Source organism: Spiroplasma endosymbiont of Amphimallon solstitiale (assembly GCF_964030965.1).
In the GTDB taxonomy this organism is placed as follows: domain Bacteria; phylum Bacillota_I; class Bacilli_A; order Mycoplasmatales; family VBWQ01; genus Spiroplasma_E.
Genome location: NZ_OZ034999.1, coordinates 744,654 through 759,688, shown reverse-complemented (window position 1 = coordinate 759,688; position 15,035 = coordinate 744,654). Strand labels below are relative to the sequence as shown.

Annotated in this window: 16 protein-coding genes and 4 pseudogenes; 16 read left to right on the top strand and 4 right to left on the bottom strand. The window is 22.2% G+C overall.

Annotation, left to right across the window (positions count from 1 at the left end; translation table 4 throughout):
* Nucleotides 1–206: 206 nt before the first annotated feature.
* The 6 genes and pseudogenes from rpmG to nusB all read left to right on the top strand — a co-directional run bounded on the left by rpmG (nt 207) and on the right by nusB (nt 3,701).
* The gene (rpmG, locus tag AAHH39_RS04675) at nt 207–356 is read left to right on the top strand and encodes a 50S ribosomal protein L33 (protein WP_174481164.1); all 150 of its coding nucleotides are present in this window, start codon (nt 207–209) and stop codon (nt 354–356) included.
* Nucleotides 357–439: 83 nt separating this feature from the next.
* Nucleotides 440–1,516, top strand: a complete 1,077-nt coding sequence (locus AAHH39_RS04670; protein ID WP_342219027.1) for an aminopeptidase P family protein — start codon at nt 440–442, stop codon at nt 1,514–1,516.
* A gap of 2 nt (nt 1,517–1,518) precedes the next feature.
* The gene (efp, locus tag AAHH39_RS04665; RefSeq protein WP_342219026.1) at nt 1,519–2,082 is read left to right on the top strand and encodes an elongation factor P; all 564 of its coding nucleotides are present in this window, start codon (nt 1,519–1,521) and stop codon (nt 2,080–2,082) included.
* A 66-nt stretch (nt 2,083–2,148) separates the two neighbouring features.
* Nucleotides 2,149–2,937 (top strand): annotated as a pseudogene (locus AAHH39_RS04660) (IS5 family transposase).
* Nucleotides 2,938–2,962: 25 nt separating this feature from the next.
* Nucleotides 2,963–3,331, top strand: a complete 369-nt coding sequence (locus tag AAHH39_RS04655; RefSeq protein WP_252320429.1) for a hypothetical protein — start codon at nt 2,963–2,965, stop codon at nt 3,329–3,331.
* Nucleotides 3,297–3,701 (top strand): transcription antitermination factor NusB, encoded by a 405-nt coding sequence (gene nusB, locus AAHH39_RS04650; protein WP_342219025.1) that lies wholly within the window; start codon nt 3,297–3,299, stop codon nt 3,699–3,701. Before AAHH39_RS04655 ends, nusB begins: the two co-directional genes overlap by 35 nt.
* An 83-nt stretch (nt 3,702–3,784) precedes the next feature.
* Here the strand turns inward: nusB and AAHH39_RS04645 are convergent, their stop codons facing one another.
* Together AAHH39_RS04645 and AAHH39_RS04640 are read right to left on the bottom strand one after the other, a co-directional pair.
* On the bottom strand, nt 3,785–4,279 hold the full coding sequence (locus AAHH39_RS04645; RefSeq protein WP_342219024.1) for a transposase family protein: 495 nt from the start codon (nt 4,277–4,279) through the stop codon (nt 3,785–3,787).
* 125 nt (nt 4,280–4,404) lie between these two features.
* Nucleotides 4,405–4,632, bottom strand: a complete 228-nt coding sequence (locus AAHH39_RS04640; RefSeq protein ID WP_342219023.1) for a hypothetical protein — start codon at nt 4,630–4,632, stop codon at nt 4,405–4,407.
* Between the two features lie 295 nt (nt 4,633–4,927).
* On the opposite strand from AAHH39_RS04640, the gene AAHH39_RS04635 reads away from it, so the two are divergent.
* The 4 genes from AAHH39_RS04635 to AAHH39_RS04620 all read left to right on the top strand — a co-directional run bounded on the left by AAHH39_RS04635 (nt 4,928) and on the right by AAHH39_RS04620 (nt 10,750).
* Complete coding sequence (locus tag AAHH39_RS04635) at nt 4,928–5,869, top strand: rolling circle replication-associated protein (protein ID WP_342219022.1); 942 nt, start codon at nt 4,928–4,930, stop codon at nt 5,867–5,869.
* Nucleotides 5,870–6,425: 556 nt separating this feature from the next.
* Entirely contained in the window at nt 6,426–7,370 is a 945-nt protein-coding gene (locus tag AAHH39_RS04630; RefSeq protein ID WP_342217458.1) for an IS30 family transposase, read from the top strand.
* Between the two features lie 160 nt (nt 7,371–7,530).
* On the top strand, nt 7,531–8,775 hold the full coding sequence (locus AAHH39_RS04625) for a hypothetical protein (RefSeq protein ID WP_342219021.1): 1,245 nt from the start codon (nt 7,531–7,533) through the stop codon (nt 8,773–8,775).
* On the top strand, nt 8,723–10,750 hold the full coding sequence (locus tag AAHH39_RS04620) for a hypothetical protein (RefSeq protein WP_342219020.1): 2,028 nt from the start codon (nt 8,723–8,725) through the stop codon (nt 10,748–10,750). Before AAHH39_RS04625 ends, AAHH39_RS04620 begins: the two co-directional genes overlap by 53 nt.
* On the opposite strand, the gene AAHH39_RS04615 is transcribed toward AAHH39_RS04620, so the two are convergent.
* Nucleotides 10,747–11,034: a hypothetical protein gene (locus tag AAHH39_RS04615; protein WP_342219019.1), complete on the bottom strand. Its 288-nt coding sequence runs from the start codon at nt 11,032–11,034 to the stop codon at nt 10,747–10,749. The genes AAHH39_RS04620 and AAHH39_RS04615 overlap by 4 nt on opposite strands.
* A gap of 605 nt (nt 11,035–11,639) precedes the next feature.
* On the opposite strand from AAHH39_RS04615, the pseudogene AAHH39_RS04610 reads away from it, so the two are divergent.
* The 3 genes and pseudogenes from AAHH39_RS04610 to AAHH39_RS04600 all read left to right on the top strand — a co-directional run.
* A pseudogene (locus AAHH39_RS04610) lies at nt 11,640–12,111 on the top strand (IS5 family transposase); the annotation flags it as partial.
* Nucleotides 12,112–12,276: 165 nt separating this feature from the next.
* Nucleotides 12,277–12,600 (top strand): annotated as a pseudogene (locus AAHH39_RS04605) (transposase); the annotation flags it as partial.
* A 116-nt stretch (nt 12,601–12,716) separates the two neighbouring features.
* Nucleotides 12,717–12,941, top strand: a complete 225-nt coding sequence (locus AAHH39_RS04600; protein WP_342219018.1) for a hypothetical protein — start codon at nt 12,717–12,719, stop codon at nt 12,939–12,941.
* Between the two features lie 31 nt (nt 12,942–12,972).
* On the opposite strand, the gene AAHH39_RS04595 is transcribed toward AAHH39_RS04600, so the two are convergent.
* Nucleotides 12,973–13,281: a hypothetical protein gene (locus tag AAHH39_RS04595; RefSeq protein WP_342219017.1), complete on the bottom strand. Its 309-nt coding sequence runs from the start codon at nt 13,279–13,281 to the stop codon at nt 12,973–12,975.
* On the opposite strand from AAHH39_RS04595, the gene AAHH39_RS04590 reads away from it, so the two are divergent.
* From AAHH39_RS04590 to AAHH39_RS04580, 3 genes and pseudogenes are all read left to right on the top strand, one after another.
* Complete coding sequence (locus tag AAHH39_RS04590; protein ID WP_342219016.1) at nt 13,253–13,588, top strand: hypothetical protein; 336 nt, start codon at nt 13,253–13,255, stop codon at nt 13,586–13,588. The genes AAHH39_RS04595 and AAHH39_RS04590 overlap by 29 nt on opposite strands.
* A gap of 15 nt (nt 13,589–13,603) precedes the next feature.
* Nucleotides 13,604–14,011, top strand: a complete 408-nt coding sequence (locus AAHH39_RS04585) for a hypothetical protein (protein ID WP_342219015.1) — start codon at nt 13,604–13,606, stop codon at nt 14,009–14,011.
* A 263-nt stretch (nt 14,012–14,274) separates the two neighbouring features.
* A pseudogene (locus tag AAHH39_RS04580) lies at nt 14,275–15,018 on the top strand (IS30 family transposase); the annotation flags it as partial.
* Nucleotides 15,019–15,035 lie beyond the last annotated feature (17 nt).

Below are 15,035 nucleotides of genomic sequence, written 5' to 3'. Positions count from 1 at the left end.
TCCTTTCTTTTCTTAATTATAGAATTAACACAATTTAATTTTTATATAAGTGTCCTTTTTAATTTTACAATTCAGGTTTTAATATTAGTAACATTTTTTCATATAAGGAAGTTTAAAAATAATTCCTTTATTTAATTGAACTAACTATTTAATTATGCAATAATATTGTATTGTATATAACTCAATTATTATTAAGGAGGCGCATAATGCGTGATGGATTAACTTTAAGATGTGAAGTTTGCAAAGAAGAAAATTATATTGCTGATCGTAATAAAAAAACTAAGCCTGAAAAATTAGAAACAAAAAAACATTGTTCTCGTTGTAATCAACATACACTACATAAAGAAAAGAAATAAGTTTTACTTATTTCTTTTCTTTAATTTGCAGTACAATATACTTAGTTATTAATTAATGATTTATTAAAAGGATTGAATTTAAAATGAAAAATTTAAATAAAAAAGAAATTATTGAAACAATATTAACCAAAAATAAAATAGATGCTATGTTATTTTACTCTCCCGAAAATCGCTTTTGATATAGTGATTTTATTTCAACGTTAGGTTATTTATTGATTAGCAAAAATGATGCAAATTTATTATTAGATGGAAGATATATTACTGAGGGAAAAGAAAATGCCAAAAATGTTAAATGCATTCAATTTAGTAATATTTTTTCTTCATTGAAAGATTTATTAAAATCACAAAAAATTAAAAAAATTGGTTTTGAAGCAGAATATATTACTATTGCTCAACTAGAAAGTTGAAAGCAAGAAATTAAAGATATTGAATTTGTTCCAATTTATGTTAGTTCATTAAGAATGATTAAAGATGAAATCGAAATTGCACGAATTGCAAAAGCTTGTGCTATTGGTGATTTGGCTTTTAATGAAGTTTTAAATTTTATTCGACCAGGTGTTAGTGAAAAAGATGTTGAAGATATAATATTGCGTTCATTTGTTAAAAATGGTGCAACAAAAGCATCATTTGATACTATTGTTGCTTCTGGAGAAAGAGGAGCAATGCCTCATGGTAAAGCTAGTAATAAAAAAATTGGCAATAATGAGTTAATTACTTGTGACTTTGGTTGTGTATATGAAGGTTTTTGTTCAGATATGACTAGAACTTTTGCGATTGGTAAAGTTAATCCAAAATTAATTGAAATTCATGAAATAGTTAAATCAGCACAAATGGCAGGAATTAAGGCTGTAAAGCCAGGTATAGCTATTGGTGAAATTGATAAGATGTGTAGAGAATACATTAAAGAAAAGGGTTATGAACAATATTTTACTCATGGTACTGGTCATGGGCTTGGCATTGAAATTCATGAAGCACCTTGAGTTATTAAAAACGAATCTACTATTTTAGTTCCGGGAATGGTTATTACTGTTGAACCAGGTATTTATATTCCTAATTTAGGTGGTGTTAGAATTGAAGATGATATTTTAGTTACCAAAGATGGTTATCAAATTTTAACAAAATCATCTCGTGAAATTGATATTTGAAAGGAGAAAAAATAAAAATGATTAACGTTAATGATTTTAAACCAGGAATTACTTTCTTACATAATAAAACTGATATTTTAATAGTTATTGAGTCAGCACATTCTAAAAGTGGACGTGGTCAAGCGCATGTGAAAGTAAAAGCAAAAAATTTAAGAACACAAGCTATTATTAGTATTACTTTTACTGGTGGTGATACAGTTTATCCAGCTATTATTGATAAACGACCAGCAATTTATAGTTATGATGATGGTATGTATTCAGTTTTTATGGATAATGAAGATTATAATGAAATTAGGATTGATCAATCACGCTTATCATGAGAAAAAAAATTTTTAGTTCCTGGTAATGAAGTATCATTAAGCGTTTATAAAAATTTAGAAATATTAGGTATTGATTTACCTCCTTCGGTAGTATTAGCGGTTGTTGATGCTCCACCAGGAGTAAAGGGAAATAGTGTTTCTAATACGACAAAAACAGCTATTTTAGAAACTGGTTTACAATTACAAGTACCAATGTTTATTAATAATGGTGATAAAATTGTAGTAAGTACAGATGAAGGAAAATACAAAACTCGCGCTTAAGAACCTGTTTAGAATCTTTTCGAAAATAATGTAAAATGATTATATATTTTAAAATAAGAGGTATATATGCATAAAAATTATCCAAGTCATGTCACCAAAGAACAATTTGAGAACATAAAATCAATTTTAGAAAATAGCAAAAAGAAAACAAAACCAAGAAGTTTAGATTTATATGAAGTATTTTGTGCAATTTTATATGTATTAAAAAGTGGTTGTCAATGAAGAATGCTACCAAAAAATTTTCCAAAATGACAAACTGTATATTATTATTTTCAAATTTGAAGTAAAATAATGGTAAAGAACCTAGTGTATTGCAATTAATTTTAAAAAAAATTAGTTAAAAAAGTTCGTATCAATAATAATCGCAAAGAACAAACTAGTTTTTGTATAATTGATTCGCAAAGTGTTAAAAATACAGATACTACTGAAAATAAAGGTTATGATGCTGGTAAAAAGATTTCAGGCATAAAACGTCATATTGTTGTTGATTCTCAAGGTTTACCACATGCAATTTACATAACCACAGCAGAAAAAACAGATCGTAATAGCGCTATAATAATGATTGAAAATGAAAAAGAAAATCTTTCTGCAGTTCAAAAAATAATAGTAGATGCTGGTTATACTGGTGAAAAATTTGCTTCTGAAATCAAAACAATCATAAATGCAAATGTTGAAGTGATAAAACGTAATGAATTACATACTTTTGTAGTATTACCAAAAAGATGAATTGTAGAACGAAGCTTTGCTTGATTAGAAAAATACAGAAGATTATGAAAAAATTGTGAAAGAAAACTAAATACTAGTTTACAAATGGTTGTTCTTTCATTTATTTCAGTTTTATTAAAAAGATTCTAAACAGGTTCTAAGAAAGGTGAATATTATGGAAATACTTATTGAAGAAAGTAAAGTTGGAACATTAAAATTATCTTCGTTAGTTATTAAAAAATTTATTTATATGTTATTAATTAATGATAACTATCAATTAACATTAGAAGATGTTGAAGTTCTAATGTTAGAAACAAATGATATTACTGCTATTAATAATAATATTGTTGTGCGAATAAAATTAATTGTTAATCCAAATGAAGATTTAGTAAATTTAAAAAATAAAATTAATAATTTAATTTTAAGACGTACTGAATCAGCTTTAAATTTATTTTTATTAAATATTCATATAATATTTATTGCTCAAACTAAGGAAGTAGAAATTAACAATGCAAGAACAAAAGAAGATAACCCAGCATCATAAAAGAATTGGCATGATGGAAGTATTATATCAATATTTCCTTGAAGGCCAATCACAACAAGCGTTTAAACAATTTCTTTTTGAAGAAGAAGGTAAGAGTTTAATTACTGAACAATTCGAGATATTAAATAAAATAATTGATTATGAATATGATTTAATAGATTTAATTAATAAAAATTTAAAGCAAGGATGAGATTTTGAAAATTTAAAACCAATTGAACAAGCAATTTTAATTTTAGCAGTGTATGAAATTGTCCATACTAAAACAGATAAAAAAATTATTATTAATGAAGCTATTATTATAACTAAAGCTTATTGTCCAAATGATGCTTATAAATACATTAATGGTGTTTTAGATAAAATAAATAAGTAATTATAACTAGTATATGATTGAATTTAGTTAATAACTATATTTCTAATATAAATATATTATGTTATTTTAAAGATAGTTTAGACTTACTGCATAACGTTTTTAAGTTTTAATGATAAATTATAAAATCCTGCAATTAAATTAAATCTTAAAAATATTCGTTTTCTGCCTTTTCTAAATTTATAACCAATAATTTTAAAATATTTTAAAAACGCAAAAACATGTTCAACTTTTCTGCGAGTTTTATTAATAATCTTATTAAAAATTTTAATTTTACTTGTTTTAGGATTGTTTTTACTAGTTTTAATAGGTAAAAATGTATTAGCATGAATTTTTTGTAAACCTTGATAACCTTTATCTGCAATAATTATAGTTTCTGGTGAAAATTTTAACTTTGAATTTTTAAAAGTTTTAAAATCATGCTTTTTACCAATATCAGGAAAAATATTTAAAATTTCATTAGTATGTGCATTAATTATGGTTTGAAACTTAACAGTATGCATTCATTTTTTACCAGAAAATCAATCTTTTTGGTTATATTTTGGTCGTTCTGTTTCTACTTCTGTTACATCAATTATCAAAATTTTATTTTTTAATTCTTCTTTTTAAAAAAATATTTTTATTTGTTAAATTATTAAAGTTATTATTTTTTATTAAAATGTCTTCAATTGAACGAATATTTCGTAAAGCAGTAGTATCAACCATATTATACTCAGCGCCAATACTTATGATATGTACGATTTTCATATAAATATCTTAAAGTCATTACTAGTCTATCTTCTATTGACATTTTATATGGTCTTCCACCAATGGTAATTTTTAGCTTTTGATGATCTAATAAAATATTTAAAATTTCATTAAAAACTAGTTTATTAATACCAACTATTTTACGAAAATATTGATCCGATTTATCTTTTAATTCAAAATATGTCATAAAATTTATCCTTAACTATTCAACTTTTATTTTAATAATAACAAAAAAATGAAAAGTTAACTAGTTATGCAGTAAGTCTTTTTTATTTTATAATCCAATATTTTTGTTCAATATAACTATTTCTTTAAAATTAATAGTTAAAAAATAAAAAAATAAAGTATAAATTAAGTATCGTTTTTGTTTTGTTTTTTTATAGTTTATAATTTTTTTTATTTTGTGTTATTATATTGTTGTATTAATTAATAATTAACTATTTAAGCATTTATGCTTCAGTCGAAAGGTAGTTTTTTTTGTTATGCAACAAGATTTTTATATTAAAAAGGTTTTTTATGCTTATTATGTTAAAAATATAGTTTTACCTGTTTCTTTTTTAAATAATATTGGAAATACTAAGGGTAAATCTTATGTTGGTAATAAGCAAAAGTTGAAAAATAATACTTGTCGTGCTAAAACTAATTTAATTCAAAAAGCATTACATAATTTTTATGATAGTAAAATATTAAGTTTTGTTACTTTAACTTATAAAGATAATATCCAAGATGTTAGAAAAGCAAAAAAGGATGTTCGTTTATTTTTTCTTAAATTAAAGAAATGGTGAGATGACCCTAAACGTTCTAAATATTTAGGAGAATTAAAATATTTTTATGTTTATGAATATCAGACTCGCGGTGCTGTTCATTTTCATATAGTTTTTAATAGAAAAATACATAAAAGTATGTTATTGGAATGATGAACGCATGGTTTTAGTGATTTAAGAGTTGTTCGTAAAGGTACAAATGAATTTGTAATTAAATATTTGGGTAAATATGTTACAAAAGCATTAGATGATGTTAAATCTATAAATCAAACAGATGTAGGTGTAAAGGCGTATGCTTTTAGTCGTAATTGTAAAAATCCTATTGTAGTTCGTGGAATTAAAAAAATGACAATTCAAGATATAATTAAAGCAAGTTTTAATGCAACAAATGTATTTTATTTTAAAACGCCAAGAGATAGTGATGGTAATACTGTTATGACTGGTGGTGTTATTGAAAGTACTGTTGTAAATGATTATTTTAAAGAATATAAAGATTACGAATGTTATGTATATTTTAGTATTTTATCGCATAAGCATTATTTACGGACAAGTGAAATCGGTTATTTAATTCATAGAGATAGAGATGTTATAACTTTTTTAGATAAAGTTTTTGGTAATAAAGTTGAAAAAATAATTTTTGGTAATAAAAGATTAAATTAAATTTTAATTAGAATACTTGTATGTATGTATATATATATATATAATGTTATTTGTAATTATGCTTTTATTCGACTGAAAGTATAATTACGTTTTTTTATTTGTTTTTTATTTTTTTATGTTATTATGTATATAGATATTTATTTGCTTAATAATTGCATTAATGTAACAAATTAATAGTAGTAAAAGGTTATTAAGAGTAAATATTTAACTATTACAATTGTTTAAACAATTTCAGTCGAAGGATAATTAAATATTTACTTTTTTTTATTTTTTTAATTATCACAAGTTGTTTAAACATAATAGTTTTATTAATGACAATTTAATATTTTTACGTAATGTATTTATATGTATTTATTATGATTTTTTTAAAAGAAAGTGAGGCATCACCTCCGTTCAGTTAAATTAAAATTCAGGTTAAGTATGTAGGGTAAACTATTCTTTTTCCTATTCGACTGGGAATTTTTTTTATTTCCTGAATTGTAAAATTAAAAAGGACACTTATATAAAAATTAAATTGTGTTAATTCTATAATTAAGAAAAGAAAGGAATTAGCACAATGTATAAGTATCTGACTATTGAATCAATAATAGCAATAAAAGAATATAAAAGTTATGGATTTTCGATTCGTAAAATAGCAAAAGCCATTGATTATAGTAAATCAACTGTACATAGAGTTTGTAGATTATTAAATCAAAACTTATTACCATTAGAAATATTGAATAAAATTCAAAAAAATAAACAAAATGCAGGTAGAAAATTAATAATTTTAACTTTAATAGAAATTAATACTATTAATCATTTGTTAATTACTAAAAATTATGCTCTTGATATAATTGCTAATTTTTTAAAGGAAAATAAAATAAAAAGTATTTCAACAAAAACTTTATATAACATGTTTAAAACAAATCGAATGGGTTTTGATGAAAATAACTTATTGAGAAAAGGAAAAAATAAACCTCACAAACAAAAAGAAACTAGGGGCAGAATTAATAATTGTAAGTCTATTCATGAAAGAAATTTAATCATTCCTAATATTAAAAATATAGAAGAATTTGGTCATTTAGAGGGTGATACTATCATTGGTAAAGATCATAAAAGTTCTATTATTACTTTAGCTGATATATGATCAAAAACCACAATTCCTTTAGCAACTAAAAATAATAAATCAGAAAATATTACAAAAAGTATAATAAAATTTATTTCAAAGTTACAAAAAGGAACAGTTAAAACTATTACTTTTGATCGTGGTAAAGAATTTAGTAAATGAAAATTAATCGAAAAAAATTGTAATGTTAAGATTTATTTTGCAGATCCTGGTAAACCTTGTCAAAGAGGTTTAAATGAAAATAATAATGGTATTTTAAGAAGATATTTACCAAAATCTACAGATCTATCTTCATATAAACAAAAAGATTTAAATACTATAGCATTTCAAATTAATTCTACACCCAGAAAATCACTATCTTATAAAAGACCAATAGATTTAATACAATTATTTTAAAAAACTGTCCCATTTATATTTACAATTCAGGAATTATAAAGATTATTTTAGGTTTAATTGGAGTTATATTATCTTCTGCAACTGCTGGTTTAATTATATTTATTATTGTAAAAATCATATTAAAAATTAATCAAATATTTTAAAAAAGGTGGTGAATATTATGTTAAGTTTATTTAAAAGAAAAGATAAAAGTAATATTAGTGATAATCAAAATGAAAAAGTAAAATTTTTAACTAATAAAAATAAAAGTACTCATGCTTCTATTTTAAATTATTTTGGTTTTAATGATTTTAATCATGAAACTTATTTTACTGATTTTGTAGCAGAAAATAATGCTAATTTATATAATGCTCCATTAGAAATAAATAATGAAACCATTAAACAATATTTAATTCAACAAGAGTTTTATAGAAAAAATTGAAATTCTATTTTTAAATTAAGTAAATTAGGAATTAGTGGTTATTTAATTTATATTGCTAATGATGACTTATATTTTCAAGTTATTGATATACAACAAAGAGTTTATGATATTACTGGTAAATTAATTCAATGTACTATTTTTTATGATAATTATGAACAAAATTCTCAAACTGTAAGATTATTTGAAGTTTATACATTAAATAATAAACAAGTAACTATTAATCGTGCAATTTATAATATTAATGATACTAAAAAACAAACTAAATTAGATTTTAAATCATATATTAATAATCCTAATTTATCACAAGAACAAACATTAAATATTAACTATATACCAATAGTAATTATGAGAAATAAAGCAAATGAATTAGCAGATTGTGATAAAGTAATGGATAAAATTAAAGCACTAGATGTTATTTATGAACAAATTGTTTTAGATAGTATTTTAAACTCACCTAAATTTATTTTTGACCAAACTTATGGTAATGTTCAATCTTCAATGGAAGAAGCAGTAAGAATATTAGTTACTAAAAACTATATTTGAAAAACTACTGGTGATAATAATGAAAAAAATGAAAATATTAATATTACAAGTAGTAATTTTAAAGGTAAGAATTTAACTGATATATACGATTGAAATGTTAATGAAATATTTAAACGTTGTGGTATTCATATACCAAGCCAAAAAAAATCCGCACAACAATCATTTCCCGAAAGTACAGCAGTAAATATTTCAACTATTAATTATATTGAACAAAAATTATGACAATTTAATATTGATATTCTTAAATTTATTCAATTATTAGTAAAGGTAGATAAAGACTTATTAAATAGTCAAACATTTAATATTAGTGATGATCAAGAAATTAATAATTTAACAGTTAAACTAAAATTATTTAATCCCGAAAATAACCAATTAATAGGAGAAAACAATGGACAACAACAAACCACAAACCAAATTTCCACAGAAACAAAAGCAAACTAAACTTAATCAAGCAAAAGTAGAAAATGATTATTTAATAGATAATATTCCTTTTGATTTTACTAATATGATGGGTGCTACTAGTGACCCTGATATTAATAGAGCATACGATGAATTTAAAAAAAGAACAATTTATATTTATGAAATTGAACGTTTATTTAAAAATAATGAAAATAATAGTTTAAAATTTTCAGCAAATACTATTAAAATCGGTTTTATTGATATTGATAAAGTATTAAAAACTATTGCTGTTGAAACATCAGACTTTACTATGCAATTAAATCAAAGAGCTAGCACAAACATTAATGATAATACTATTGAATATAGTATGACTGATATTAAAAATTTAATTTTTCAAGAGATAAATTTATTAAATCAATTTAAGTTATATGCATTATCTATTAATGAACCTTTAACAGAAAATAATATTGATAATTTATATATTATTAATAACTATTCACAACCTTATCAAAATCCAAAAACAAGAAGTACTAAAAGTATAACTATTATTAAAATTAAAGATTTTAAAACAAGAGATGGTTATCCAATTATTATTAAATTACAAAAACCATTAGACAAAGATATCAAAGTTACTGGTTTAAAAATTAAAGCACCTAGAAGTATGATTTTCGGTAATATAAAGGTACTTGGTGAAGTTGACAATATGGAAGTATACCCAAAGTTATTTGTCAAAGATAAGATAGCATTTCCACTGTTATCAATGCCTATTGAAACTCAACCAAAAGTTAGAATATTACAACAATGATTTAGTGAACAAATATTACCATGAAATTTAGCAAAGCAATTTATAGGAGAAGAAAAATCAGTTTTAGATTTAATTGCTATTGGTGGTGGAACTGAAACAAGAAAAGAAATTATTAATAACACAAGAGTAACTAATGCTTGATTGGGATATGAATTTGGTACTATTTTTGATGGTAAATGACCATTGAAAAAAGAAAAAGAATTAAAAGATAAAGAAGTTTGAAATTTTCTAGGTGAAAGTCAATTTTATCAATATGTTGCTACAAATAATAAATTTAAAGATGTTGAAATTGAAATAAAAGATGCACCAACGGTTGATAGTTTACAAAAATTATTATTAGATATGTTAAGTTATACATATAACTACAATAGAAATTTTGAAGGTGCATCATTAGATCCAACTAAATCACCAAATAAAATGGACATATTAAGAGGAAAATTTGAAAATCAAAAACCCGATGAAGTAATAACTAACTTATTTAGACAGTGAAAATTAGATTATCCTAATTATATTAATTTAGAACAAGTGAAAATATTTAAACAACTAATTATTATGTTATCAAATAATATTTATTCAACAATGTCTATTAATAAAGGTTTAAATGATGATAATAAAATATTATTACCTTATTATTTTGAATTAAAATCAAATCCAATACATCCTACTAATGATGATATTTGACAATTTAAAGATGCAAAAGTTATATTAAAATCTGAATATTTTGATTTTACAGATATGAATAATATTAAATTAAAAAATAATGATATTAGCCAAAATGAATTATTTAAACTAGATGATAATCAATTTAACTGATTATCTATTACAAATGAATTAGAAAGTAATAATATTCCGTCATTAATTCCGGCAGATTGAACATTAGGAAATGGTGAATATGGGAAATATTTTACAAAAACAATTATTGATAAAACTAAAATTACTAATGCTTTAAATTTATATGGTTCAAACAAATCTCAATTATTTTCTAAATTAGAATTTTATAAAGAAATCGCACAAATTGATACTAATAGTGAATTTGAATTGCAAATTGAAAATCCGATTAATAACTTAAATCGGATTGAAATTAGTTGTATATTTGGTGCTGGAAATTATGATTTAATTTTAATTACTGATAAACAAAACATCAATTTAACTAATATTAATTTATTTGATAAATATAATGAAAATATTTCTTATATAAATTTAGAAATTTAATTATCAAAATAATCTTTTCAATATTTTCCATCTCATTTAATATCCACATCATGTAACTTTTTATTTGAGCAATATAAAGAATAATAGGAACCATTATACATATTAACTCATATTGGAGCATTACATAATACTACTGTATGGTCTGGCTTTTCATAATGATTAAATCTATTATTTTCATGAGTAAGTATCCCTCCCATGATTAATCCTATTGTTCCAGTTGTGGTACCAGTTAATGCTAATGCTAATGTTATTTTACTCAAATTTATTTTTATTCATTTTTTCAACTATATTCCCCCTTTTTTGCAATAGTGTTATTACAAAATATAAAAAATAATTAAAAAGAAAAATTATTTTTTTAATTTAATTTTTTATTAATTGTAAAAATTCTATTATTTTTTTAAATCTCATTTTCTAAACTATACATTCTATATATAAGTGTATATATTTTTTAATATAATTCTATTTATTTACTTATTTTTACAAGTACGCTTTTAAACGCAAAATAACGCCTAAATTAAAGTTGTTTATTTTGCGATACCTATACTATTAATTATATGTAACTTGTTTATTATACGGAAAATATGAAAGTACTTTTTTTGACAAGTCATTATTTTAATCATAATTACATTATTATATGGATTATTATGGATAAAATAAAACAAAAATAGATTATTAATTTAATTTACCATATTTTAACACTTTAAATTTAATAAATTTAAAATTAATAATTAGTACAAAAAACAGATTAGGAGAATTTAATATGAATTTTAATTATAAATGAAATTTTAGAGAACAAAATGCAAAAATTGATAAATTAGTTTTAGAACCTGTTTAGAATCTTTTCGAAAATAATGTAAAATGATTATATATTTTAAAATAAGAGGTATATATGCATAAAAATTATCCAAGTCATGTCACCAAAGAACAATTTGAGAACATAAAATCAATTTTAGAAAATAGCAAAAAGAAAACAAAACCAAGAAGTTTAGATTTATATGAAGTATTTTGTGCAATTTTATATGTATTAAAAAGTGGTTATCAATGAAGAATGCTACCAAAAAATTTTCCAAAATGACAAACTGTATATTATTATTTTCAAATTTGAAGTAAAAATAATGGTAAAGAACCTAGTGTATTGCAATTAATTTTAAAAAAAATTAGTTAAAAAAGTTCGTATCAATAATAATCGCAAAGAACAAACTAGTTTTTGTATAATTGATTCGCAAAGTGTTAAAAATACAGATACTACTGAAAATAAAGGTTATGATGCTGGTAAAAAGATTTCAGGCATAAAACGTCATATTGTTGTTGATTCTCAAGGTTTACCACATGCAATTTACATAACCACAGCAGAAAAAACCTTTAATTTTGTAGAAAAGTAATGATACATGATAAAGTGTTATTTTTAGAGAATTTTTACACTAAATAATGTTACTTTTAACAAATTTTTAATTAAAAATAATATTTTAAGTGTAAATTGATGAATAATTTTTGGTCATCCATACTTTTCTACATAATTAAAAGAAAAAACAGATCGTAATAGCGCTATAATAATGATTGAAAATGAAAAAGAAAATCTTTCTGCAGTTCAAAAAATAATAGTAGATGCTGGTTATACTGGTGAAAAATTTGCTTCTGAAATCAAAACAATCATAAATGCAAATGTTGAAGTGATAAAACGTAATGAATTACATACTTTTGTAGTATTACCAAAAAGATGAATTGTAGAACGAAGCTTTGCTTGATTAGAAAAATACAGAAGATTATGAAAAAATTGTGAAAGAAAACTAAATACTAGTTTACAAATGGTTGTTCTTTCATTTATTTCAGTTTTATTAAAAAGATTCTAAACAGGTTCTTAGAACATATAACAAAGAAATGAGAAAAATGAGATTGAAGAATATTTAAAACAAGAGATAAAAAGAAATATAAAATTGTTGATTATCAATATCGAACAAGAAAAATAATGTATGGATTAGTAACTTATAAAAGAAGAATTTATGAATATTTTGATGAAAAATTACAAAAATGAGTTCGTGTTTGTTTAGTTGATGAATGACTAGAATTACCTAAATATAAGAGAATTGGTGAAGATGTTGAACAAACTATTATTGAATATTTTGCTGATGGAAAAAGATATCATGATATTTGTGCTATTTGTAAAAAGCAGGTATTAGCTTTAATTTTGTAGAAAAGTAATGATACATGATAAAGTGTTATTTTTAGAGAATTTTTAAACTAAATAATGTTACTTTTAACAAATTTTTAATTAAAAATAATATTTTAAGTGTAAATTGATGAATAATTTTTGGTCATCCATACTTTTCTACATAATTAAAAGGTATTAGTGTTAGTACTGTTCATAGAGTTTTTAAAAATTTAGAAGTAATTGAAGCAAGTCCAATAAAAGTAAAGTTAGAAAAAAATCAACCTATTTTTGTAGCAATTGATGATGGACATCGAAAGTTTTGAGATTTTAAACGTAAAGGTATAAAACACTCTATGAGATTAATAACAACATATACAGACAATATTAATCACAAAGTACAAAATAAAAGAGTAAAAGCAATTATAAGACCAACAAGAACAGTAATTGGAGTTAAAAAAACTGCTGAATTTATTAAAGAACATTGTCAAAAATTTTATGAAAATATTGAACAAGCAAAAATCATTATTTGTGGTGATAGTGCAGGGTGAATTAAAGATATAGCAGATTATCTTTTTAATTATGTAGAAAAGTATGGATGACCAAAAATTATTCATCAATTTACACTTAAAATATTATTTTTAATTAAAAATTTGTTAAAAGTAACATTATTTAGTGTAAAAATTCTCTAAAAATAACACTTTATCATGTATCATTACTTTTCTACAAAATTAAAGGATTATCTTGGTACTGAGTTTATTTTAGATAAATTCCATTTAATTAGAACATTATATCTTGGAATAATAGCCGGAAATAAAGGAAAGTATGTAAAAGAATATAATCATTGTAAAAATTTAATTAATAATGGTCAATATGAACAATTAATTGATTATTTATATAAAGAATTAGATAATCATAAAAAATTAAAAAAACAGTATTTTAAAAATAATAAAAAAGGTATTGTTAATCAAAGTGCAAAGTGAAATATTGGCTGTTTTACCGAAACAAATATTTGACATGTTTTAAAAGAAATGATTGTTAATAGAACATATAGTATTTTTATTTATATAAAAATGGTTATTTTTAAGTGTAATAAAATAAATTTAGAAACATAATTTTAATGAATATAGTAATTATTGATTATTTCACAATTTTGAATGGCATCTCAAAAATTATTATTTTTTAAATTTGTTTTTAACCCAATAATTAAACAAGTTAATGACATAGTTATAGATATTAAAATTGGAGTTAGAATTATACAAAAAATAATACCAATTTGTAATTTTATTAATTCCTGAATTGTAAAATTAAAAAGGACACTTATATAAAAATTAAATTGTGTTAATTCTATAATTAAGAAAAGAAAGGAATTAGCACAATGTATAAGTATCTGACTATTGAATCAATAATAGCAATAAAAGAATATAAAAGTTATGGATTTTCGATTCGTAAAATAGCAAAAGCCATTGATTATAGTAAATCAACTGTACATAGAGTTTGTAGATTATTAAATCAAAACTTATTACCATTAGAAATATTGAATAAAATTCAAAAAAATAAACAAAATGCAGGTAGAAAATTAATAATTTTAACTTTAATAGAAATTAATACTATTAATCATTTGTTAATTACTAAAAATTATGCTCTTGATATAATTGCTAATTTTTTAAAGGAAAATAAAATAAAAAGTATTTCAACAAAAACTTTATATAACATGTTTAAAACAAATCGAATGGGTTTTGATGAAAATAACTTATTGAGAAAAGGAAAAAATAAACCTCACAAACAAAAAGAAACTAGGGGCAGAATTAATAATTGTAAGTCTATTCATGAAAGAAATTTAATCATTCCTAATATTAAAAATATAGAAGAATTTGGTCATTTAGAGGGTGATACTATCATTGGTAAAGATCATAAAAGTTCTATTATTACTTTAGCTGATATATGATCAAAAACCACAATTCCTTTAGCAACTAAAAATAATAAATCAGAAAATATTACAAAAAGTATAATAAAATTTATTTCAAAGTTACAAAAAGGAACAGTTAAAACTATTACTTTTGATCGTGGTAAAGAATTTAGTAAATGAAAATTAATCGAAAAAAATTGTAATGTTAAGATTGAGGCTTTTTAGAAATC